This window comes from Blastococcus sp. SYSU DS0753 (genome assembly GCF_054051175.1).
Genome location: NZ_JBJHAT010000038.1, coordinates 1 through 19635, shown reverse-complemented (window position 1 = coordinate 19635; position 19635 = coordinate 1). Strand labels below are relative to the sequence as shown.

General features: G+C 74.9%; 18 protein-coding genes. 11 read left to right on the top strand and 7 right to left on the bottom strand.

The genetic code is table 11. The features are described 5' to 3' along the window. The first annotated feature begins 38 nt into the window (after positions 1-38). The 4 genes from ACI799_RS20130 (at position 39) to nudC (ending at position 4634) form a co-directional block, all read left to right on the top strand. Complete coding sequence (locus tag ACI799_RS20130) at positions 39-941, top strand: DUF2510 domain-containing protein (protein WP_456589887.1); 903 nt, start codon at positions 39-41, stop codon at positions 939-941. A 137-nt stretch (positions 942-1078) separates the two neighbouring features. Further along, positions 1079-2389 (top strand): M16 family metallopeptidase, encoded by a 1311-nt coding sequence (locus ACI799_RS20125; RefSeq protein WP_456589886.1) that lies wholly within the window; start codon positions 1079-1081, stop codon positions 2387-2389. After that, positions 2386-3750, top strand: coding sequence for a M16 family metallopeptidase (locus ACI799_RS20120; RefSeq protein WP_456589885.1), 1365 nt, complete (start codon positions 2386-2388; stop codon positions 3748-3750). Before ACI799_RS20125 ends, ACI799_RS20120 begins: the two co-directional genes overlap by 4 nt. Next, positions 3747-4634: an NAD(+) diphosphatase gene (nudC, locus tag ACI799_RS20115; RefSeq protein ID WP_456589884.1), complete on the top strand. Its 888-nt coding sequence runs from the start codon at positions 3747-3749 to the stop codon at positions 4632-4634. Before ACI799_RS20120 ends, nudC begins: the two co-directional genes overlap by 4 nt. Here the strand turns inward: nudC and ACI799_RS20110 are convergent. The 3 genes from ACI799_RS20110 to ACI799_RS20100 all read right to left on the bottom strand — a co-directional run bounded on the left by ACI799_RS20110 (position 4631) and on the right by ACI799_RS20100 (position 6207). Further along, a complete protein-coding gene (locus ACI799_RS20110; RefSeq protein WP_456613780.1) occupies positions 4631-5185 on the bottom strand; it encodes a uridine kinase in 555 nt (184 codons plus the stop codon). The genes nudC and ACI799_RS20110 overlap by 4 nt on opposite strands. Before the next feature lie 95 nt (positions 5186-5280). After that, the gene (locus ACI799_RS20105; protein ID WP_456613779.1) at positions 5281-5796 is read right to left on the bottom strand and encodes an ANTAR domain-containing protein; all 516 of its coding nucleotides are present in this window, start codon (positions 5794-5796) and stop codon (positions 5281-5283) included. 144 nt (positions 5797-5940) lie between these two features. Next, positions 5941-6207 carry a mycoredoxin gene (locus ACI799_RS20100; protein WP_456589881.1) on the bottom strand — a complete coding sequence of 89 codons (267 nt, stop codon included), beginning with the start codon at positions 6205-6207 and terminating at the stop codon, positions 5941-5943. Between the two features lie 189 nt (positions 6208-6396). Here ACI799_RS20100 and ACI799_RS20095 point away from each other — a divergent pair, with 189 nt between their 5' ends. The 4 genes from ACI799_RS20095 to ACI799_RS20080 all read left to right on the top strand — a co-directional run bounded on the left by ACI799_RS20095 (position 6397) and on the right by ACI799_RS20080 (position 9616). Continuing rightward, positions 6397-8391, top strand: coding sequence for an ATP-dependent helicase (locus tag ACI799_RS20095; protein WP_456589880.1), 1995 nt, complete (start codon positions 6397-6399; stop codon positions 8389-8391). 195 nt (positions 8392-8586) lie between these two features. Further along, positions 8587-8886: a hypothetical protein gene (locus ACI799_RS20090; protein ID WP_456589879.1), complete on the top strand. Its 300-nt coding sequence runs from the start codon at positions 8587-8589 to the stop codon at positions 8884-8886. Positions 8887-9155: 269 nt separating this feature from the next. Continuing rightward, positions 9156-9371 (top strand): WhiB family transcriptional regulator, encoded by a 216-nt coding sequence (locus tag ACI799_RS20085; RefSeq protein WP_456589878.1) that lies wholly within the window; start codon positions 9156-9158, stop codon positions 9369-9371. An 80-nt stretch (positions 9372-9451) separates the two neighbouring features. Beyond that, positions 9452-9616 (top strand): hypothetical protein, encoded by a 165-nt coding sequence (locus tag ACI799_RS20080; protein WP_456594748.1) that lies wholly within the window; start codon positions 9452-9454, stop codon positions 9614-9616. A 303-nt stretch (positions 9617-9919) separates the two neighbouring features. On the opposite strand, the gene ACI799_RS20075 is transcribed toward ACI799_RS20080, so the two are convergent. The 3 genes from ACI799_RS20075 to ACI799_RS20065 form a co-directional block, all read right to left on the bottom strand. Then, complete coding sequence (locus ACI799_RS20075) at positions 9920-11242, bottom strand: ABC1 kinase family protein (protein WP_456613778.1); 1323 nt, start codon at positions 11240-11242, stop codon at positions 9920-9922. Further along, positions 11239-12417 (bottom strand): ThiF family adenylyltransferase, encoded by a 1179-nt coding sequence (locus ACI799_RS20070; protein ID WP_456589875.1) that lies wholly within the window; start codon positions 12415-12417, stop codon positions 11239-11241. The genes ACI799_RS20075 and ACI799_RS20070 overlap by 4 nt, the downstream gene beginning before the upstream one ends. Before the next feature lie 171 nt (positions 12418-12588). Next, positions 12589-12714: a DUF5679 domain-containing protein gene (locus tag ACI799_RS20065; protein WP_456613777.1), complete on the bottom strand. Its 126-nt coding sequence runs from the start codon at positions 12712-12714 to the stop codon at positions 12589-12591. 437 nt (positions 12715-13151) lie between these two features. Here ACI799_RS20065 and ACI799_RS20060 point away from each other — a divergent pair, with 437 nt between their 5' ends. Beyond that, entirely contained in the window at positions 13152-13742 is a 591-nt protein-coding gene (locus tag ACI799_RS20060) for a M48 metallopeptidase family protein (RefSeq protein WP_456589874.1), read from the top strand. A gap of 5 nt (positions 13743-13747) precedes the next feature. On the opposite strand, the gene ACI799_RS20055 is transcribed toward ACI799_RS20060, so the two are convergent. Further along, a complete protein-coding gene (locus ACI799_RS20055; RefSeq protein WP_456589873.1) occupies positions 13748-15181 on the bottom strand; it encodes a zinc-dependent metalloprotease in 1434 nt (477 codons plus the stop codon). A 178-nt stretch (positions 15182-15359) separates the two neighbouring features. Here ACI799_RS20055 and ACI799_RS20050 point away from each other — a divergent pair, with 178 nt between their 5' ends. Both ACI799_RS20050 and ACI799_RS20045 read left to right on the top strand, forming a co-directional pair. Continuing rightward, positions 15360-16382 (top strand): YlbL family protein, encoded by a 1023-nt coding sequence (locus ACI799_RS20050; RefSeq protein WP_456597127.1) that lies wholly within the window; start codon positions 15360-15362, stop codon positions 16380-16382. A 163-nt stretch (positions 16383-16545) separates the two neighbouring features. Beyond that, positions 16546-19500 carry a UPF0182 family membrane protein gene (locus ACI799_RS20045; protein WP_456589958.1) on the top strand — a complete coding sequence of 985 codons (2955 nt, stop codon included), beginning with the start codon at positions 16546-16548 and terminating at the stop codon, positions 19498-19500. Positions 19501-19635 lie beyond the last annotated feature (135 nt).

The window sequence follows — 19635 nt, the reverse complement described above, 5'->3', positions numbered from 1 at the left end:
GACGGTGCCGCCGCGGGCCACGCCCTTACGCTGAGCCCGTGACCGGAGTGGGCCAGGAAGCGGCGCCGGGCTGGTATCCGGACCCGGGTGGCGCCCCCGGCATGGTGCGCTGGTGGAGCGGCAGCGCGTGGTCCGACGTCATGATGCCCGCCGGCCCCGGGGTCGAGGTGCACCGGGCCGCCGCGCGGACCGCGGCTCCGCGGCCCCCGGAGCCGGTGGCCCCTGCGGCGCCCGTCGCCCCCGCCGGGGCCCGGTCGCGGATCCGGCGATGGGTCGCCGCGGGCGCCGTCCTGGTGCTCCTCGTGGCCGCCGTCGTCACCGTGCTGTCGCTGGGCTCGGGCGGGGACGGCGGCACCACCGCCGCTCCCGCGCAGCAGCCCGGTGCGGCCCCCGCGCCGGCACCCGGCCAGGCGTTCCCGCCGGGCACGGTACGGATCATCGACGAGGCCGCCGGCATCTCCTACCCGTACCTGGGCGAGGGCTGGCGGGAGTTCGACCTGGGCCGGCAGCTGGAGACGACCACGACCGCCGGGCAGTACTTCACGACGCAGGAAGCCACGCCCGACGGCGGGATCTTCATCTCCCAGTGCACCTCCGGGCCGGTGGCCGACGGATACGGGTGGGCGGGTCCCTCGACCCTGCAGAGCACGGTGACGACGCTGGCCGCCAGCGTCCGCGCCAACTACTACCCGTGGCCGAACACGATCGAGATCCGGCGCGACGAGCCCCGGACCGTCGACGGGCGTGCCGCCCACCTCGTCGAGTTCCAGCTGGCGTGGGACGTCGAGGGCTACGACGCCTCGGGGGAGCGGGCGGCGCTGCTGCTGATCGACGTCGGCCGGCCGGCCCCGGCGCTGCTCTACGTCTCCATCCCCAACACCCACGCCGAGCTGTACGGCGTCATCGACCGGGTCCTCGGCGCCGTCGAGGTGTTGGAGTGACGAGCTGTGCGGGCGACCGACGAGCGGAGCCCGGAGGGTTCCGGAGGAGGGACGCGGCAGCAGGGGCTCACCAGGGATGGGGACGGCAACTGGCCGCGGTGTCACCCGGAGGGTGACGTCGTCGTAGGGTCGGGCGCGTGACTGCGGCTGGTACCGAACTGACCCTGCGGCACCCGATCGAACGGTTCACGCTGGACAACGGCCTGCGGGTGGTCCTCGCCCCCGACCGCAGCGTGCCGGTGGTGGCGGTGAGCGTCTACTACGACGTCGGGATGCGCAACGAACCCGAGGGGCGCACCGGCTTCGCCCACCTCTTCGAGCACATGATGTTCCAGGGGTCGGCCAACGTCGCGAAGATGGAGCACGCGCGGCTGGTGCAGGCCGCCGGTGGCACGTTCAACGGGTCCACCCACCAGGACTACACGAACTACTTCCAGGCGCTGCCCGCCGAGGCGCTCGAGCGCGCCCTCTTCCTCGAGGCCGACCGCATGGCGGCGCCGGCGATCACCGAGGAGAACCTCCGGAACCAGATCGACGTGGTGAAGGAGGAGATCCGGGTCAACGTGCTCAACCGCCCCTACGGCGCCTTCCCGTGGCTGCAGCTGCCGCAGGTCGCCTTCGAGACCTTCGCCAACACCCATGACGGCTATGGCTCCTTCGTCGACCTGGAGTCCTCCACGGTCGCCGACGCCACCGACTTCTTCGAGAAGTACTACGCGCCGGGCAACGCCGTGCTGTGCATCGGCGGCGACCTCGACGTCGCCGCGACCGAGGAGCTGGTCCGCCGCTGGTTCGGCCCCATCCCCGGCCGGCACGTCCCGCCCTTGCCGGCCACCGGGGAGCCGTCCCCCACGACGGTGCGCTCCGCGGTGATCGAGGACCCCCTGGCGCCGGCGCCCGCGCTCGCCCTGGGCTGGCGGGTGCCCGACCCGGTCGGTGACTTCGACACCTACCTGGGCAGCGTGCTGCTGGCCGAGGTGCTCAGCGAGGGCGACGCCTCCCGGCTGGAGCGCCGGCTGGTCCACGACGACCGGATCGCCATCGCGCAGAGCAGCTACGTGGGCCTGTTCGGCGACCCCTTCGACGTCCGCGACGCGACCCTGCTCACCACGCAGGTGCACCACCCGGCCGCCGTGCCGGCCGAGCGCGTGATGGCCGCCGTGCACGAGGAGGTGGCGCGCATCGCCGACGAGGGCGTCGACGCGGACGAGCTGCGCCGGGTGCAGGCCCGCATCGAGGCGCAGCTGCTCCAGCAGGCCGACTCGGTGCTCGGGCGCACCCTCGCCTTCGCCGCGGCCGAGCTCGTCCACGGGCGCGCGGAGCTCGCCGGCGAGCTCGCCGCCCGCCTCGCGGCGGTGACCCCCGAGGCGGTGCAGGGAGCCGCCCGCGGGCTCGATCCGGGCACCGCCGCGGTGCTGGAGCTGCGACCTGCTGGAGGTACCCGATGACCGCACCCGAGCAGGTCTCGCTGATCCCGCCGCTGGGCGAGCCGCGCCCGCAGCCGGCGCCGGTGGCCGAGGAGACCACGCTGCCCAACGGGCTCCGGGTCGTCGTGGTCCCGCGCCCCGGGGTGCCCCTGGTCGAGCTCCGGCTGCGGGTGCCGTTCGCCGCGCCCAACACCCGCAACGCCGGCGTGCACGCGGCGCGCGGCGCCGTCCTCTCCGGGGCGGTGCTGCTCGGGACGCAGCGGCACGACCAGGCCGAGGTCGCCCAGCTGCTGCAGAGCCACGGCGCCGAGCTGTCGGTGAGCACCGACGCCGACCGGCTCATCTTCGGCACCACCCTGCTGCCCGGCGGTCTCGGCCCCGTCCTCGAGCTGCTCGCCGAGCTGCTCACCGGCGCCAGCTACCCGGCCGGCCGGGTGGACGGCGAGCGGGACCGGCTGGCCGAGCGGATCGCGATCGCCCGCACGCAGCCGGGCATGATCGCCCGCTCGGCGCTGGCCGCCCGCCGGTACGGCACCCACCCGTACGCCATCCAGCTGCCCGACGCCGAGCTGGTCTCCGCCGTCCGCGCCCCGGCGCTGCGGCGGCTGCACCGCGAGCGGGTCCTGCCCGCGGGCAGCACCCTCGTCCTCGTCGGCGACCTGGACCCCGCGGCCGCGACCGACACCGCCGCCGCGGCGCTCGAGGCGTGGACCGGCAGCGGCAAGGCGGTGGAGACCCCGCCGGTCGCCGAGCAGCCGGCGCACGGCATCCAGCTCGTGCACCGGTCCGGCGCGGTGCAGTCGAACCTGCGGCTGGGCGGCCCGGCCCCCAGCCGGACCGACCCCGACCTCCCGGCGGCACGGCTGGCGGCGATGGTCTACGGCGGGTACTTCTCCTCCCGGCTGGTGGAGAACATCCGCGAGCGGCGCGGTTACAGCTACAGCCCGCGCAGCGCCATCGACCACCAGCGCGCGGCGTCGTCGTTCCTGGTCGAGGCCGACGTGGCCACCGAGGTGACCGGGCCGGCCCTGCTCGAGACGCTCTACGAGCTCGGGCGGATGGCGCTGACCCCGGTGACCGAGGCGGAGCTGGACGCCGCCCGCCGCTACGTCCTCGGCAGCATGGCGCTGTCCACTTCCACCCACGCCGGCCTGGCCAGCACGCTGTCGGCGCTGCTCGGCGTGGGGCTGCCGGCGGACTGGCTGAGCACCCACCAGCGCGACCTCACCGAGGTCACCGTGGAGCAGGTGCAGGCCGCGGCCGCGCGCTACCTGGCGCCCGAGGCGCTCACCGCCGTCGTCGTGGGCGACGCGGACCGCGTGGCCGCCGAGCTGGGCGCCCTGGCGCCGGTCACCGTCACCGGGGGCGGCGAGCAGGCGTGACCGCCGGCGGCGGCGACGGCCCCCTGCTGTCCCGGGTCGCGCACGACCGGGCGCACCTCGCCCGGGTGCTGCCCGACCCCACCGGCGGCCGGCCGGTGCGGGTGCTCACCGTCGACGCCGCCCGGACGGTGCCGGTGGCCGAAGGCCCCGACGGCCCCCGCCTGGTCTGGGACGAGCGGCCGGAGCTGCCGGCGGGCGCGGTCTTCCTCGGCGAGGCCGACGGCGTCCCGTACGCGGCGGTGCGCGGGGAACGGGCGCTGACCGTCAACGGCCGGCCGGTCGACCGCTGGGCCGGGCTGCGCGACGTCGGTGCGGAGCTCGGCGACCTGGACGCCGGCCTGCTGGCGGAGGCCGTCGGCATCCTGGAGTGGCACGAACGGCACCGGTTCAGCCCGCTCACCGGCGCCCCGACGACGGTCGAGCGGGCCGGCTGGACGCAGCGCGACCCCACCACCGGGACCGAGTTCTTCCCGCGGGTCGACCCCGCGGTGATCATGCTCGTCCACGACGGCGGCGACCGCGTGGTGCTCGGCCGGCAGGCGACCTGGCCGCCGGGCCGGTTCTCCATCCTCGCCGGCTTCGTCGAGCCGGGGGAGTCCGCCGAGGCGGCCGTCGCCCGCGAGGTCGAGGAGGAGGTCGGGCTCCGCGTCAGCGACGTCCGCTACGTCGCCAGCCAGCCCTGGCCGTTCCCGCAGTCGCTCATGCTCGGGTTCGTGGCCCGCGCCGACGGCGACCAGGACCTCCGGCTCGATCCGCACGAGATCGAGGAGGCCCGCTGGTTCACCCGCGACGAGCTCCGGGCGCCCGGCGGGCAGCTGGCGGTGCCGCCGTCGATCTCCATCGCCCGGCACATCCTCGACCGCTGGCTGCGCGGCGAGCTCTAGGCACCCCAGCGACCGCCGAGCACGAGCGCGGGGCGGTCGGCGTGGTCGGCCAGCACCACGGCGTCGGCCAGCGCCACGGGATCGACCTCGTCGTCGTAGCGGTCGAAGGCCGGGAGCGCCCAGGCCGCCTCCGACGGGGTCCTGCGTCGCCGCGCGGCGGGCGTCACCCGCAGGTGCACCACGACGTCGAAGGCCAGGCCGACCCCCTGCAGCAGGGCGCCCGCCACCAGCAGCACGCCGCCGGCGGGTGCCGGACGGCGCGGCGCCCGGGCGGCCCGGTCGCGCTCCAGGTCCCACAGGACCGGCAGGTACTCCCCGGAGCCCCCCGGCCCGACCGGACCCAGCACCTCGCGGGCGAGCGCGCCGGCGTCCAGCCAGTCGGTGTAGCGGGCGTCGGGATCGGTGCGCCCGTGCTCCAGCCGCAGCGACGCCGGCCGGTAGAACCCGGTGGCGAGGACGACGACGGCGGCCCGGCCCAGCGTCGGCAGGCGATCGGCGATCGAGCGCGCCAGGTCCTCCGGCTCCGCCAGCTCGGGGCCGTCGACGGCCACGCGCAGCGCGGTGGCGCCCGGCTCGGCGGGGAGCTCCGCCAGCAGCTCGGCCAGGCGGTCGGCGAGGGCGCCGGGGGACAGCGGCTCCGGTCGGGTCAGGAGCGGCCGTCCGCAGTGGTCACGGCGTCGGGCCGCACCGGCTCGACGCGCGGCGGCGGCGGGGGCACCGGCGCAGGCGCGGACGACGCGGTGCCTCCCGGTCCACCGGCGGGGGCGACGGCATCGGGCGCCAGGCTCGCGAGGACCTCGCGGGCGAGCTCGACCACGGGACGGCCCTGCGTGCGCGCCTCCCGGCGCAGCCCCTCGAACACCGTCCGCGGGCTGGCGCCCTGCCGTTCGGCCAGCACCCCGATCGCCCGCTCCGTGGACACCCGGGCGGCGAGCGCGTGCTCGAGCTGGGCGACGGTGCGCTGCAGGGCAGCGATCCGCACGTCGACCGGGTCGGCGTCACCGGGTGGCGTCACCGGGCCGCGGGCCGAGCGCCGGGCGGAGCGGTCGGGCTCGGGCAGACCGCCCATCTCGTCGGCCACCAGGTCGGCCAGGGTCATCCCCTCGACGAGGTCGTCGACGGGGTCACCGCCGACCGGATCGCCGTCGAGCGGGACGACCACCCACCCGCGCCCCGACCTGGTCAGGGCGACCCGCGGCCGGTCACCGGCCCCAGGGACGGCCGAGACCTCGGGGCGGGGCGGCGCATCGGGGGACACGTGCCCGTCGAGTTCGTCGGAGGGCCTGGGGCCGGGGACCACGGGTGCTCACGCCTCCGGTAGCTGTCCGAGCTGGGCCTTCACCGCGTCGATGCTCGGGTTGGTCAACGCGGTGCCGTCGGAGAAGACCAGCGTGGGCACCGTCCGGTTGCCGCCGTTGGCCTGCATGACCAGGTCCGCCGCCTGGGGATCGGTCTCGATGTCCACCTCGGCGAACTCGATGCCCTCGCGCTGCATCAGCTTCTTCAACCGCACGCAGTAGCCGCACCACGTGGTGGTGTACATCGTGACGGCAGCGCCGGGGGTCGTGGTCATCGCGGGGAGTCTCCCTGTTCGTGCCGGGTCGGTCCAGCCCCGTGGCGGGGTGGCGGTGGTGCGTGGGTCCCAACGTGGTGCTCCTGGGGATCCTTCCCGCCGTCCGTCGCTGCCGGCTGGGAGGATCGTCGCCGGGGGCCGTCGGCTCCCGGGTACGAGTCGGGTGAGGAACGGGGAGGGACGCCGGCGATGGCGCACGCGGACGCGGAGGCCGTGCTCGACGGCCTCGACGACGAGCAGCGTGCGGCGGCGCAGGCGGTGTCGGGGCCGGTCTGCATCCTCGCCGGTGCCGGCACCGGGAAGACGCGCACGATCACCCACCGGATCGCCTACGGCGTGCACACCGGCACCTACGTCCCCGAGCAGGTGCTCGCGGTCACCTTCACCGCGCGGGCGGCGGGTGAGCTGCGCGCCCGCCTGGCCGCCCTCGACGTGGGCGGGGTGCAGGCGCGCACCTTCCACGCCGCGGCGATGCGGCAGCTGAGGTACTTCGCCCCCCGGGTGCTCGGCGGCCCGATGCCCGGGCTGATCGAGAACAAGCTGCGGGTGGTGGCCTCCGCCGCTACGCGCAACCGGCTCACCACCGACCGGACGAGCCTGCGGGACCTCGCGAGCGAGATCGAGTGGGCCAAGACCACGCTGGCGACGCCGGAGGACTACCCGGCCCGCGCGCAGGCGGCCGGCCGCGAGGCCCCGTTCGAGCCCGCCGCCGTCGCCGCCGTCTACGCCAGCTATGAGCAGGCCAAGCAGCGCGACGGCGCCCTCGACTTCGAGGACCTGCTGCTGGTCACCGCCTACGCGCTCGAGGAGCACCCGGACGTCGCCCGCCAGGTCCGGGGCCAGTACCGGCACTTCGTCGTCGACGAGTACCAGGACGTCAACCCGCTGCAGCAGCGGCTGCTCGACGCCTGGCTCGGAGGGCGGGCCGAGATCTGCGTGGTCGGCGACCCGAACCAGACCATCTACTCCTTCACCGGCGCCGACCCCGACTACCTGCTCGGCTTCGCCGACCGGTATCCCGACGCGGCCGTGGTCAAGCTCGAGCGCGACTACCGGTCGACCCCGCAGGTCGTCGGGCTGGCCAACCGGCTGATCGGCCAGGCGCCTCCGCGCAAGGGCCTGCCCGGGCTTCGCCTGCTCGGCCAGCGGCCGCAGGGCCCGGAGCCGACGTTCGTCGAGCACCCCGACGAGCCGGCCGAGGCGGCGGCGGTCGCGGCGCGCTGCAAGGCCCTCATCGACGACGGCACGCCCGCCGCCGAGATCGCCGTGCTGTTCCGGATCAACGCGCAGTCCCAGGTGTACGAGTCCGCGCTCGCCGACGCGGGCGTGCCCTACGTCCTCAAGGGCGGGGAGCGCTTCTTCGAGCGGCCCGAGGTCCGGGAGGCGGTGCTGCTGCTGCGCGGGGCGGCCGCCGGGGGCAACGAGCCGGGCATGCTCGTGCCCGCCGTCCGCGACGTGCTGGCCTCCACCGGCTGGGTGGAGCACCGCCCGCCGGCCGGGGGCGCGGCGCGCGACCGCTGGCAGTCCCTCGCCGCGCTGGTCGACCTCGCCGTCGACCTGGTCGCCGAGAACCCCTCGCTCGACCTCGCCGGCTTCGTCACCCACCTCGCCGAGCGGGCCGACGCCCAGCACGCACCGACCGTCCAGGGCGTCACCCTCGCCTCGATGCACGCCGCCAAGGGCCTGGAGTGGGACGTCGTCTTCGTCGTCGGACTGGTCGACGGCGTGCTGCCGATCGCCCAGTCGCTGAGCCGTCCGGTGGCGGTGGAGGAGGAGCGCCGGCTGCTGTACGTGGCGGTCACCCGCGCCCGCGAGCAGCTGACCCTGTCCTGGTCGCTGGCCCGCAACCCGGGCGGCCGGCGCTCCCGGCCGCGGAGCCGGTTCCTCGAGGGGCTGGCGCCGGGCTCCGGGCCGACCGCGCCCCCGGCCCGGCGCCCCGCCAAGCGCCCCAAGGTGGTCCTGGAGGGCGAGGCCGGGGAGCTGTTCGAGCGGCTGCGCGCCTGGCGCAGCCAGGCGGCCCAGTCAGCCTCGGTGCCGGCCTACGTCGTCTTCTCCGACGCCACCCTGCAGGCCATTGCGGAGAGCCGGCCGGCCAGCCTCCGCGAGCTGTCCGGGTTGCCCGGGATCGGCGCCCGGAAGCTGGAGCTCTACGGCGAGGACGTGCTGGCCACCGTCACCGGCTGAGGCGGTGAGGGAGCGGTCGCCGAGGGCGACGGCAGGCGGTTCCGAGACCGGTGGGGACACCGTCCGGAGGACTCGTCGTTAATTCGATTGACCCGGAATCCGGGCGGTCATAGTGTCCCGTTCCACACGAGCTGCGCCCCGTAGCGCGCCCGGCCGACCGGCCGGGCGCGGAGAGAGGAAGGAGGGGGCATCCCGATGACCATCATCACTTCGATCACCGCTGCCTCCGCCGACCTCCTCGGCCTGGGCGGCATCGACACGCGTACGGGGGGCCTGGTCATGGCTGGTCCCGCCGCTCAGCACGAGGGCACTGGTCTGTCCTCCGCCGGCTGCGCCGGCGGCGAGTGGGCCGTCGGCACGCCGTTCGCGGCCGCCGCCCTCGACCGGCGCCCGAAGTCGCTCCGCGCTGTCGAGCGCCCCTTCGCGCCCACCTACCTGCCCACGAACGACGGCACCACCCTCGGGATCCGTTCCCCCGGGAGACCGTTGAGCTAGCCGCTCACCGGACCTCCTCGAGGCCGCGGAACCCGAACCCCGGGATCCGCGGCCTTTTTCTTTCCTCCGCGGCGCCCGGCCCCGACTTCGGTCGGCGGGCCCCCGCCGGCCGTACCCGACGAGTACGAGGAGGAGCGGCAGTGCAGCAGACGATCGACCGCCCGACGTCCCACCGCCGGCCCGGGCTCTCCCGGACCGGAGGCCCCGTCCCGCGGCGACCCCGTCCGTCCCTGCCCCCCGCCCCGGTCCGGCGCCCCCTGCCGTGCCGGGTGGAGGACCCCGAGCTGTGGTTCGCCGAGAGCCCGGCACAGCTGGAGCTCGCCAAGAGCTTCTGCGGCGACTGCCCGGTCCGGGAGGCGTGCCTGGCCGGCGCGCTCTCGCGCGCCGAGCCGTGGGGCGTCTGGGGCGGCGAGATCTTCGACCGGGGCGCCGTGATCGCCCGCAAGCGGCCACGTGGCCGACCCCGGAAGGTCGTCGCGGCGTGAGCCCGCGGTCATCCGGGTCCGGTAACCACACCACCAGCAGTTCCGTGCTCCCGTGGGGGAGCCGATCAGAGGAATCAGCCATGTACATGCTCGAGCACGAGATGGCCCGCAGCCGCATGACCGAGCTGCAGGCCGAGGCGATGGCCGTCTCGCGCGCCCGTCGTCTCTACCTGGCACGGCGGGCCGCCCGTCGCGCCGAGCGCGCGGTCCGCCGGGCCGCCCGCGCCAGCGCCGCCGTCTACTAGAAGGACCCCGTCCTCCTCACCCCTCGCACGCTCGGGGTGAGCCTCGGGACGGGGCCGCCGTCCTGCTCACCCCTCGCACGCTCGGGGTGAGCCTCGGGACGGGGCCGCCGTCCTGCTCACCCCTCGCACGCTCGGGGTGAGCCTCGGGACGGGGCTGCCGTCCTCCTCACCCCTCGCACGCTCGGGGTGAGCCTCGGGACGGCGCCGGCGGTCCTCCGGACCGCACCGCCACCACGAGCCGTCCCGGTGCCGTAGGGCCGGCGGTGCGGTCCGGAAACCGTCCCCCCGCGTCGGTCGGGGGTCTCAGTCGGCGAAGCCGGGGAGCCACTCCTCGAGGACGGCCCGCCAGTCGGCCGCGGCATCCAGCTGGCAGAGCACCCCGATCGATCCGATCGAGACCCGGTGGATCAGCAGGTACGCCGGTGGCAGGTTCAACTGCCTGCCCAGCCGGTTGGCCTCCGTCCGCGGATCGGCGATCCGCGTGGCCTGCTCCTGCATCCAGGCGCGGGTGAAGTGGAAGTGCCGCCCGGCGATGGGCTCCAGGAGGGGGAGCAGGTAGTCGAGCACCGCCTCGGGGTCGACGTGCACCCCCGGCCGCACGAAGCCCTCCGCGCGCAGATCGGCCAGCACCTCCGCCGCACGGCCGGCCAGGGCCCAGCGCAGCAGCCGCCCGATCGGCTCGGGGTGGCCGTCGGGGAGCCGGGCGATGGCCCCGAAGTCGATGACCCCGAGGCGGCCGTCGGGCACGAGCCGGAAGTTGCCCGGGTGCGGGTCGGCGTGCAGCAGCCCGGCGCGCTGCGGCGCGGAGAAGTGCAGCGTCGCCAGCAGCCGGCCGGCGCGGTCCCGCTCCTCACGGTTCCCCGAGGTGATGACCCGGGACAGCGGCGTGCCCTCGAGCCACTCGGAGACGATGACCTTGGGTGCGCTGGCCACCACCCGCGGGACCGCGATGTCGGCGTCCCCGGCGTAGGCGGCGGCGAACGCCCGCTGCGCGTCGGCCTCCAGGCCGTAGTCCAGCTCTTCCACCACGCGCGCCTTCAGCTCGGCGATCAGCGGCTTCACGTCCAGCCCGGGGAAGACGGCGGCGAACAGCCGGGCGAACCGGGCCAGCTGGTTCAGGTCGCTCATCAGCGCCGTCGCCGCGCCCGGGTACTGGATCTTCACCGCCACGTCGCGGCCGTCCCGCCACGTGGCCCGGTGCACCTGGCCGATGCTCGCCGCCGCGGCCGGGGCGTCGTCGAAGTCGGCGAAGCGCTGGCGCCACGAGCCGCCCAGCTGCTGCGCGAGGACCGCGTGCACGGTCCGCACGGGCATCGGCGGCGCCTCCTCCTGCAGCTTGGTGAGGGCCTCGCGGTACGGCGCGGCCATCTCCTCGGGCACCGCCGCCTCGAACACCGACAGGGTCTGGCCCAGCTTCATGGCGCCGCCCTTGAGCTGCCCCAGCACCGCGAACAGCTGCTCGGCGGTGCGCTGCTGCAGCTCGGCGTTCACCGTGTCCGCGGACTGCCCCGACAGACGCCTGCCCAGGCCCATGGTCGCGCGGCCCGCGGCGCCCAGGGGGAGGGAGGCCAGGCGCGCGGTCCGCGCGACCGACCCCCGGGGCATGGCCGGTCGCTCGTCACTCACACGTCCTCCTCGCCGGCGTCCGGTCGGAGCGGCGCCGTGTCGTGTCCGGTGAGCCCGTGAGCTCGCTCAGCGGCCATTGTCGCCCGACGAACCGGGATCCCGCCGGGAGGGCGTCCCTCGCCGTCCGTGGAGTCGGTCTCCCCGCCCGCCGCCGCGCCGCAGCCGCAGGACGGGTGCGGCGGCCATCGGCGCAGGCGGGGCAGCAGGTCGGGTGGGCGCAGCTCCACGGTGGCGTCCAGGGTGACCGGTGCACCGCGTCCGTCGACGCAGGCGAGCACCTGACCGGCCGCCAGCAGCGCGGTCAGCAGGCAGGTGAGCGTGGCCCCGCTGGCGGGCGGCTCCGCGGCGGTCAGCTGGGCCGCCAACCGGGGCCAGCGCGGATCGGCGTCGCGCCGGTGGAGGTCGCCGCAGCGCAGGCAGCTGGTGGCACCCGGGATCACCAGCGGCCCGACGACGCCCGTCTCACCGCGCACCGTGGCCACCAGGTGCGGTCCCGGCACGGCGGGGACCAGGGGGTCCGATGCGTCCCAGGGGCGGGTGAGGACGACGACGTCGGGCCGCAGCCCCGCCGGGAGGGGCCCGAGATCGGTCTGCGGGCTGGCCCGGCGGACGGCGTCCGCCGCCGCGACGGCGCGGGGTCGCCCCTCGTCGGCGGCGGTCAGGCCGCCGACCATCGCGTCTGCGGCGGTGACCACGCCCGCGTCCCGCACCACGACGCGGCCGATCCCGCTCGCGGCCAGGACAGCGGCCAGCGGGGTGCCCACACGTGTCGCACCCTCGACCACCACGGTGGCTCGCCGCCTGGTCCGCCAGCCGGCCGTTCCCGGGGTGGAGCCGGCCGCCGGCAGCTCGACCGCCGCGCGGGCGGCGGCGGCCGGACCGGGACCGATCGCGAGCAGATCGGCCGGGTCCAGCTGCCGCACCAGGCCCGCCGAGGTGAGCGCGTCGAGGGCTGCGTCCACGAGGCCGGGCGCCAGGCCCGCGCGGGCGGCCTCGGCCCGGACGACCCGCCGCGATCGACGCCCGTCGAGCGCGCGGAGCAGCGGAGCGAGCCCCGCGGCCGGGTGGAGGAGCAGCCCGTCGGTGGAGTCGACCCCGCCGATCTGGACGCCCTCGTCGTCACCGACGAGCAGCGGCGTCGCCGCCGGGAGGAGGGGATGGGCGTTGTCGCTCACCCCGGCAGGGTGGCAGCTGCGCGGCGGCGGCGCGCTCGTCATCCACAGGGCCGGAAAGGACGACGACGGCGGCGCCCCTTCCCGGAACGCCGCCGACCGCAACTGCCTGGAACGGCCACCCTCCAGGGGCCCGCGCCGAGCCTGAGAGGTGCGGGGAGGAGGGTGGTCCTTCTAGGCCTTGCCGAGGATCCGGTTCATCTTGGTGCCGCAGACGGGGCAGGTGCCCTGCGCCATCCGGCGGCCGGACTCGCTGACCTTGACCTCACCGTCGAAGTCGCGCTTCTCCTTGCACTTCACGCAATAGCCGTTGTAGCTCTCCGCCACGGGATCTCCTCGTCTCCGGGGTGCCGCGGCTCGCACGCCGGGCACCGTTGGGCGAGCACGCTACCCGTGCCCGGTGGTCGCCATCCCCGTCGGCGGCCGCCCGGCGGCGAGTTCCCCGGCGGTCGGGGGCCCTCCCTTCCCCACAGCTGTGGACGACGCTGTGGATGCCATGGGGACGGCATGGCGTGTCCCTGTGCGGAACCGAGGGAGGGGCCGGGGACGGATCGCCCGCGGTGACTCCCGCCGCCCCGCCGACCAGCACAGACGTCCCCGTACGGGTGTGGACGCCCGCGTCCGGCCACCGTGGTCACCGGCTGGAGCGGCGGCGATGTCCACCGTCCGTGCGACCTGCACCCGAGCGGGTGTCTCCGCGCAGGCGCCACGCCGAGGCGGTGTCCTACGGTCTTCCCGTGCCCCGAACGCCCCCTGACGCGAGCGCCCTGCCTGGACCGGGGGACGGCGACGTCGTGGAGGTCCGGCGCAGCAGCCGTCGGCGGCGCACGGTGACCGCCTACCGGGAGATGGGCCGGACCGTGGTGCTCATCCCGGCGGCCTTCAGCCCGGCCGAGGAGCAGCGCTGGGTCGCCCAGATGGTCGCCAAGCTCCGCACGCGCGAGGAGCGCCGCAAGCGCTCCCTCGGTGGTGACGCCGAGCTCCTGGCGCGGGCGCGGGCGCTGTCGGCGGCGCACCTCGACGGCCTCGCCGAACCGGCGAGCGTGCGCTGGGTGGACAACCAGCACCGGCGCTGGGGGTCCTGCACCCCGGCCGACCGCACCATCCGCCTGTCGAGCCGGTTGCGCTCCATGCCGGAGTACGTCGTCGACTACGTGCTGGTGCACGAGCTGGTGCACCTGCTCGAGCCGGGTCACGACGAGCGCTTCTGGGCGCTCGTCGCCCGGTACCCCCGCGCGGAGCGCGCCCGCGGCTTCCTGGAGGGCGTCGAGCTGGCGGCTACCGCAGGCGCGGCGGGAGCCGAGCCGCCGCTCGACGTCGACGGCTGAGCCGGCTACCCCTGGCCGCCCGGCTCGCGCCGGTCCTCGCCCTCCTCGGGGTCGGAGCCCCTCTCGGTGTCGGAGCTCCCTTCGGCGTCGGACGCGCGGTCCGGAGCCCGCTCCGCGTCGTCGGCGGTCAGCGCGGCGAGCTCGTCGTCGAGGCCCTGACGGGCGACGAAGTCCAGCGGCTCGTCCAGGTCCTCCGAGGTCGGCAGGAGGTCCGGGTGCGACCACAGCCGGTCCCGCTCCGCGCTGCCGTGCTGCTGCCCCATGGCGCCCCAGACCGTGGCCGCGTCGCGCAGCCGGCGGGGACGCAGCTGCAGCCCGACCAGGGTGGCGAAGGTCTGCTCCGCCGGCCCACCGGAGGCCCGTCGGCGGCGCATCGTCTCGGCGAGAGCGTCGTGCCCGGGCAGCCGGTCGCCCGCCGCGGCGGCGACCACGGTGTCCACCCAGCCCTCGACCAGGGCCAGGAGCGTCTCGAGACGGCGCAGCGCCATCTGCTGCTCGGGCGTCTCCTCGGGCTCGAGCACGCCGCTGCCGAGGAGGCGCTGGATGCTCTCCGGGTCGCTGGGGTCCAGCCCCGCGCCCATGCCGCCGGACATCGCCTCGTTGATGCCCCGCTCGATCGCCTCGCGGTCGATGGTGATGCCGCGGGCGTAGGCGTGCACGGCGTCCTGGAGCTGCTGGCGCAGCCAGGGGACGTGGGCGAACAGCCGCTGGGAGGCCGCCTCGCGCAGCGCCACGAAGAGCCGGACCTCGTCGGCCGGGCGGTCGAGCCCCTCGGCGAACGTGGCCAGGTTCTGCGGCACGAGCACGCCGGTGCCGGCCGGCGCCAGCGGCAGCCCGACGTCGGTGCTGGTGAGCACCTCGCCGGCGAGCGTGCCGAGGGCCTGCCCCACCTGGGCGCCGAACATCAGCCCGCCCATGCGGCCCATGATCCCGGCGACCGGCCCGAAGGACATGGCCGCCTCCTGCGGCAACGCGCTGGTCATCGCCGCCACCACGCGCTCGGCCAGCGGATCGATGAGCGCAGCCCACGCCGGCTGGGTCTGCTCGACCCACTCCACCCGCGACCACGCGGCGGTGCGCTCGATCCCCGACGGCAGCTCGGTCACCTGGTCGAGCCACAGGTCGGCCAGCCGGAGCGCCTCGGCGGTCGCGGAGCGCTCCTGCTCCGACGACGGCTGGTGCCCGGCCGCCAGCTGGCTGATCGCCCCTTGCCGGGCCAGGTCCCAGTTGACCGGGCCCCCCGACCAGTTCATGAGCTTCTGCAGCTCGGCGAACAGCGGCATCTTGCCGAGCACGTCCTCGGGCGACCCGCCGCCGGCCATGCCGCCGAAGAGGGCGCCGAGGCCGAACGGGTCGCCGCCCTGGTCACCGCCCTTGCCGGGCTCCCGGCGCTCGGGGTCGCGGTCGGGCAGGCCGAAGCCGAACGGGTGGTCGCTCATGCGTCCACGGTAGACGCGTGATCTTCGGCCGTGGGGCGGGATCGCGTTCGCCAGGAGCGCACCAGGTCGCGCGGGCGCCCCGCCGGCGCGCGGTGGGGGACGGCCGGAGGGCTCCCACCGGCCCCGCTGCCGCGGGCTCGCGACGCGCCCCGGCGACGGGGCCCTAAGCTCGCCGGTCGTGACCCGTCGGATCGCCGTCCTCAGTGTCGGCGCCGTTCTCCTGCTGCTGTTCGGCGTGCTCGGCACGAGCGTGCCGGTGCCCTACGTGGCACAGGTCCCCGGCCCGACGTTCGACACGCTCGGGGAGGTCGACGGCGAGCCGATCATCGCCGTGGAGGGCAGGGAGCGCAACGAGGTCGAGGGCGACCTCACCCTCACCACCGTCGGGGTCAGCCGTGGCGGGCTGAGCCTCGTGCAGGCCGTGCGCGGCTGGTTCGACGACGAGGTCAGCGTCGTCCCCGAGGAGTCCGTCTACCCGCCCGACCGCACCGAGGAGGAGACCCGGCAGGTCAACCGCCAGGCCTTCCTCACCTCGGAGCAGGCGGCCGAGAGCGTCGCCCTGGGCGAGCTCGGCTACCCGCAGAAGGTGGTCGTGCGGGAGGTCCCCGAAGGCTCGCCGTCGCAGGGGCTGCTCGAGGAGGGCGACGCGATCGAGTCGGTCGACGGGCAGCCGGTGCCCGACTCGGAGGTCCTGACCGACGTCCTCGCCGGCATCCCGCCCGGGACGCCGGTCACGGTCGGCTACACGCGGCTGGGCGAGCCGGGTACCGCGACGGTCACCACCCAGGCGGCCGAGGAGCGGGAGGGCTCGCGGCTGGGCGTCAGCGTGCTCGACCAGCCGTCCGCGCCGTTCGACGTGGACATCCAGGTGGCCGATGTCGGCGGCCCGTCGGCCGGGCTCATGCTCACCCTCGGCATCCTGGACCTGGTGGGCGAGGAGGATCTGACCGGCGGCGCGGTCATAGCCGGCACCGGGACGATCGACCTGGCGGGGAACGTGGGACCGATCGGCGGTGTCCCGCTGAAGATGGTGTCCGCCCGCGACATCGGCGCCGAGCTGTTCCTGGTCCCCGCCGACAACTGCGCCGAGGCGCTGGCCGCTCCCGACACCGGCGTCCCACTGGCCCGGGTCGCCACCCTCGACGACGCGCTGGCGGCCCTTGCCGACGTGCGCGCCGGCCGGACACCGGAGAGCTGCTGACCCGAGCTCACACGGCGCCGACGCGCCCCCACCGGGAACCCCGCGCCGTCCGGTGCGTTGTCCTGGGGGCCGGGTCCGCCCGGCGCCGCACCACCCGACCCCACGGTCGATCGTCGCGTGGCCGAGAGACCACGCCTGCAAGTGAAGGAGACCGCTCGTGGCCATGCGGCCCCCCGTGCCGGTGCCGACGCTGTCCCGGCGCGCGAAGCTGGTCATCGGTGCCATCGCCGTGCTGCTGGTGCTGTTCACCGCCGTCGGCACCCTCACCAACGTCTACGTCGACTACCTGTGGTTCGACGAGACCGGGTACACCGAGGTCTTCTGGACCGAGCTGCAGTCACGCGTGCTGCTGTTCGCCGTCGCCGGCGTGGCGACCGGCGGGCTCACCGCGCTGGCCGTGTACCTGGCCTACCGGTTCCGGCCCACCTTCCGGCCGATGTCGCTCGAGCAGCAGAACCTGGAGCGCTACCGCCAGTCGCTGGAGCCGCGGCGCGGCCTCGTGCTGACCGGCATCGCCGTCGTCCTCGGCCTGTTCGCGGGGTTCACCGCGCAGAGCAGCTGGGAGACGTGGCTGTCGTTCCGCAACAGCACCGACTTCGGCCGGACCGACCCGCAGTTCGGCATCGACCTGTCGTTCTTCGTCTTCGACTACCCCTTCTACCGGCTGCTGCTCGGTTTCGGGTTCGCGATCGTCATCCTGGCGCTCATCGGCTCGCTGCTGACGCAGTACGTGTTCGGCGGGCTGCGGCTGCAGACGCCCGGGCAGAAGCTGACCGCCGCGGCGCGGGTGCAGCTGTCGGTGCTGCTGGGCTTCTTCCTCGCCCTCAAGGCCGTCGCCTACTGGCTGGACCGCTACGGGCTGGTCTACTCCAACCGCGGTGGCGTCTTCACCGGTGCCAGCTACACCGACGTCAACGCGCTGCTGACGCCCAAGACGATCCTGGTCTTCGTGGCGGCCGTGTGTGCCCTGGCGTTCTTCGCCAACATCGTCGTCCGCAACTTCCTGCTGCCGGCCGCGGCCCTCGTGCTGCTCCTGGTCTCCAGCCTGGTCATCGGCGTGGCCTACCCGGCGATCGTCCAGCAGTTCGTCGTCAACCCGAGCGCCAACGAGAAGGAAGCCGACTACATCGAGCGGGCCATCCAGTCGACCCGGGAGGCCTACGGTCTCGACGACATCGACTACGTCCAGTACGCGCAGGAGACCACCGGCAACGAGGTGGACCCCGACGTCGCGCTGGCCGAGCTGCGGAACGACACCGAGACCATCCCGAACGCCCGGCTGCTCGACCCGAACGTCCTGACCGACACGTTCACGGCCCGCCAGCAGATCCGGAACGTGTACGGCTTCCCCGAGAAGCTCGACATCGACCGCTACACCATCGACGGCGAGACCGGGGACTACGTCGTGGCGGTGCGCGAGCTGGACAGCGCCGGGCTGTCGGAGAACCAGAGCACCTGGATCAACCGGCACACCGTCTACACCCATGGGCACGGCTTCGTCGCCGCTCCGGCGAACGAGGTCGTGGCCGGCTCCGAGGGCGGCGAGCCGAACTTCACCACCGGCGACCTGCCGACCCGGGGGAACATCCCGGTCGAGCAGAGCCGGATCTACTACGGCGAGCTGATCCAGGACTACTCGGTGGTCGGGGCTCCGGAGGGCAGCGCGCCGCGGGAGTTCGACCTGCCGGAGGGCGGATCCGAGGATCGGCAGATCAACAACACCTACGACGGCGAGGGCGGTGTCTCGGTCGGCAGCTTCTTCCGGCAGCTGACGTACGCGATCTACTACCGCGAGCGCAACTTCCTGCTCTCCAGCGCGGTGAACGAGGAGTCGAAGGTCCTCTACGTCCGGGACCCGCGCGAACGCGTGGAGAAGGCGGCGCCCTTCCTGGAGGTCGACGGCGACCCGTACCCCGCGGTGATCGACGGCCGGGTGACCTGGATCCTCGACGCCTACACGACGTCGGACTCCTATCCCTACTCCGAGCAGATGCAGCTCGGCGAGGCGGTGGCGGACGCGCTCACCGGCACCGGGACGACCGCGCTGCCGAACGAGACGGTGAACTACATCCGCAACTCGGTGAAGGCCACCGTCGACGCCTACGACGGCACGGTGACGCTGTACGCCTGGGAGGAGGAGGACCCGGTCCTCCAGACCTTCATGAAGGCGTTCCCCGGCGTGGTCGAGCCGAGGAGCGAGATGAGCGACGAACTGATCAGCCACGTCCGGTACCCGGAGGACCTGTTCAAGGTGCAGCGGGACATCCTGACCCGCTACCACGTCGATGACCCGATCGCCTTCTACGAGGGCAGCGACCGGTGGCAGATCCCCGACGACCCGACGCGGAACATCGAGGAGAACCAGCCGCCGTACTACATCCTGGCCCAGCGACCAGGTGACGACGAGGCGACGTTCCAGCTGACCAGTGCGCTGAACGCCTTCCAACGGGAGAACCTGTCGGCGTTCGTCTCGGCGTCGAGTGCGCCGGAGACCTACGGCGCACTCCAGGTGCTGCAGCTACCCGGCAACACTCCGTTCCGGGGTCCCGGGCAGGTGCAGAACGCGTTCATCACGAACAACCAGGTGCGGCCCGACCTCACGCTGTTCGACAGCCAGAACTCCGCTGCCGTGTTCGGCAACCTGCTGACGCTGCCGATCGGTGACGCCGGGTTGCTCTACGTGGAGCCGCTCTACGTGGAGAGCACCGGGGAGGGCGGCTTCCCGCTGCTGCAGCGGGTGCTGGTCAACTTCGGTGACCGCATCGGCTACGCCAACACCCTCTCCGAGGCGCTGGACCAGGTGTTCGGCGACGGCGCAGGGGTGGTCGCGTCCGACGCCGACGGGGTGCCGACCGAGGCGGAGCAGGGGGAGGACAACCCCGGCGTGGAGCAGCCGGCCGATCCCACCGACGTGCCGATCCCGCCGGACGGCACGGACGGTCTGCCGGCCACGCCGGACATGGAGCAGGCCGTCCAGGACATCAACGCCGCGCTCGAGGCGTTGGCTACCGCCCAGCGGTCCGGTGACTTCGCCGCCCAGGGGCAGGCGCTGGCCGACCTGCAGGAGGCCGTGACGGCCTACCAGCAGGCCCAGCAGGCGGCGACCGGAGGCGGGTGACCGCTGGCCCGCGGGGGGGGGGGGGGGGGGGGGGGGGGGGGGGGGGGGGGGGGGGGGGGGGGGGGGGGGGGGGGGGGGAGGGGGGGGGGGGGGGGGCGGTGGGGGGGTAGGTGGTATTTCAATAATATCTACATA

Excerpts from the sequence above, each read along its gene's own strand:
- ACI799_RS20120 (WP_456589885.1), top strand. The coding sequence starts at position 2,386 with ATGACCGCACCCGAGCAGGTCTCGCTGATCCCGCCGCTGGGCGAGCCG.
- ACI799_RS20100 (WP_456589881.1), bottom strand. The coding sequence starts at position 6,207 with ATGACCACGACCCCCGGCGCTGCCGTCACGATGTACACCACCACGTGG.
- ACI799_RS20095 (WP_456589880.1), top strand. The coding sequence starts at position 6,397 with ATGGCGCACGCGGACGCGGAGGCCGTGCTCGACGGCCTCGACGACGAG.
- ACI799_RS20090 (WP_456589879.1), top strand. The coding sequence starts at position 8,587 with ATGACCATCATCACTTCGATCACCGCTGCCTCCGCCGACCTCCTCGGC.
- ACI799_RS20080 (WP_456594748.1), top strand. The coding sequence starts at position 9,452 with ATGTACATGCTCGAGCACGAGATGGCCCGCAGCCGCATGACCGAGCTG.
- ACI799_RS20055 (WP_456589873.1), bottom strand. The coding sequence starts at position 15,181 with ATGAGCGACCACCCGTTCGGCTTCGGCCTGCCCGACCGCGACCCCGAG.
- ACI799_RS20045 (WP_456589958.1), top strand. The coding sequence starts at position 16,546 with ATGCGGCCCCCCGTGCCGGTGCCGACGCTGTCCCGGCGCGCGAAGCTG.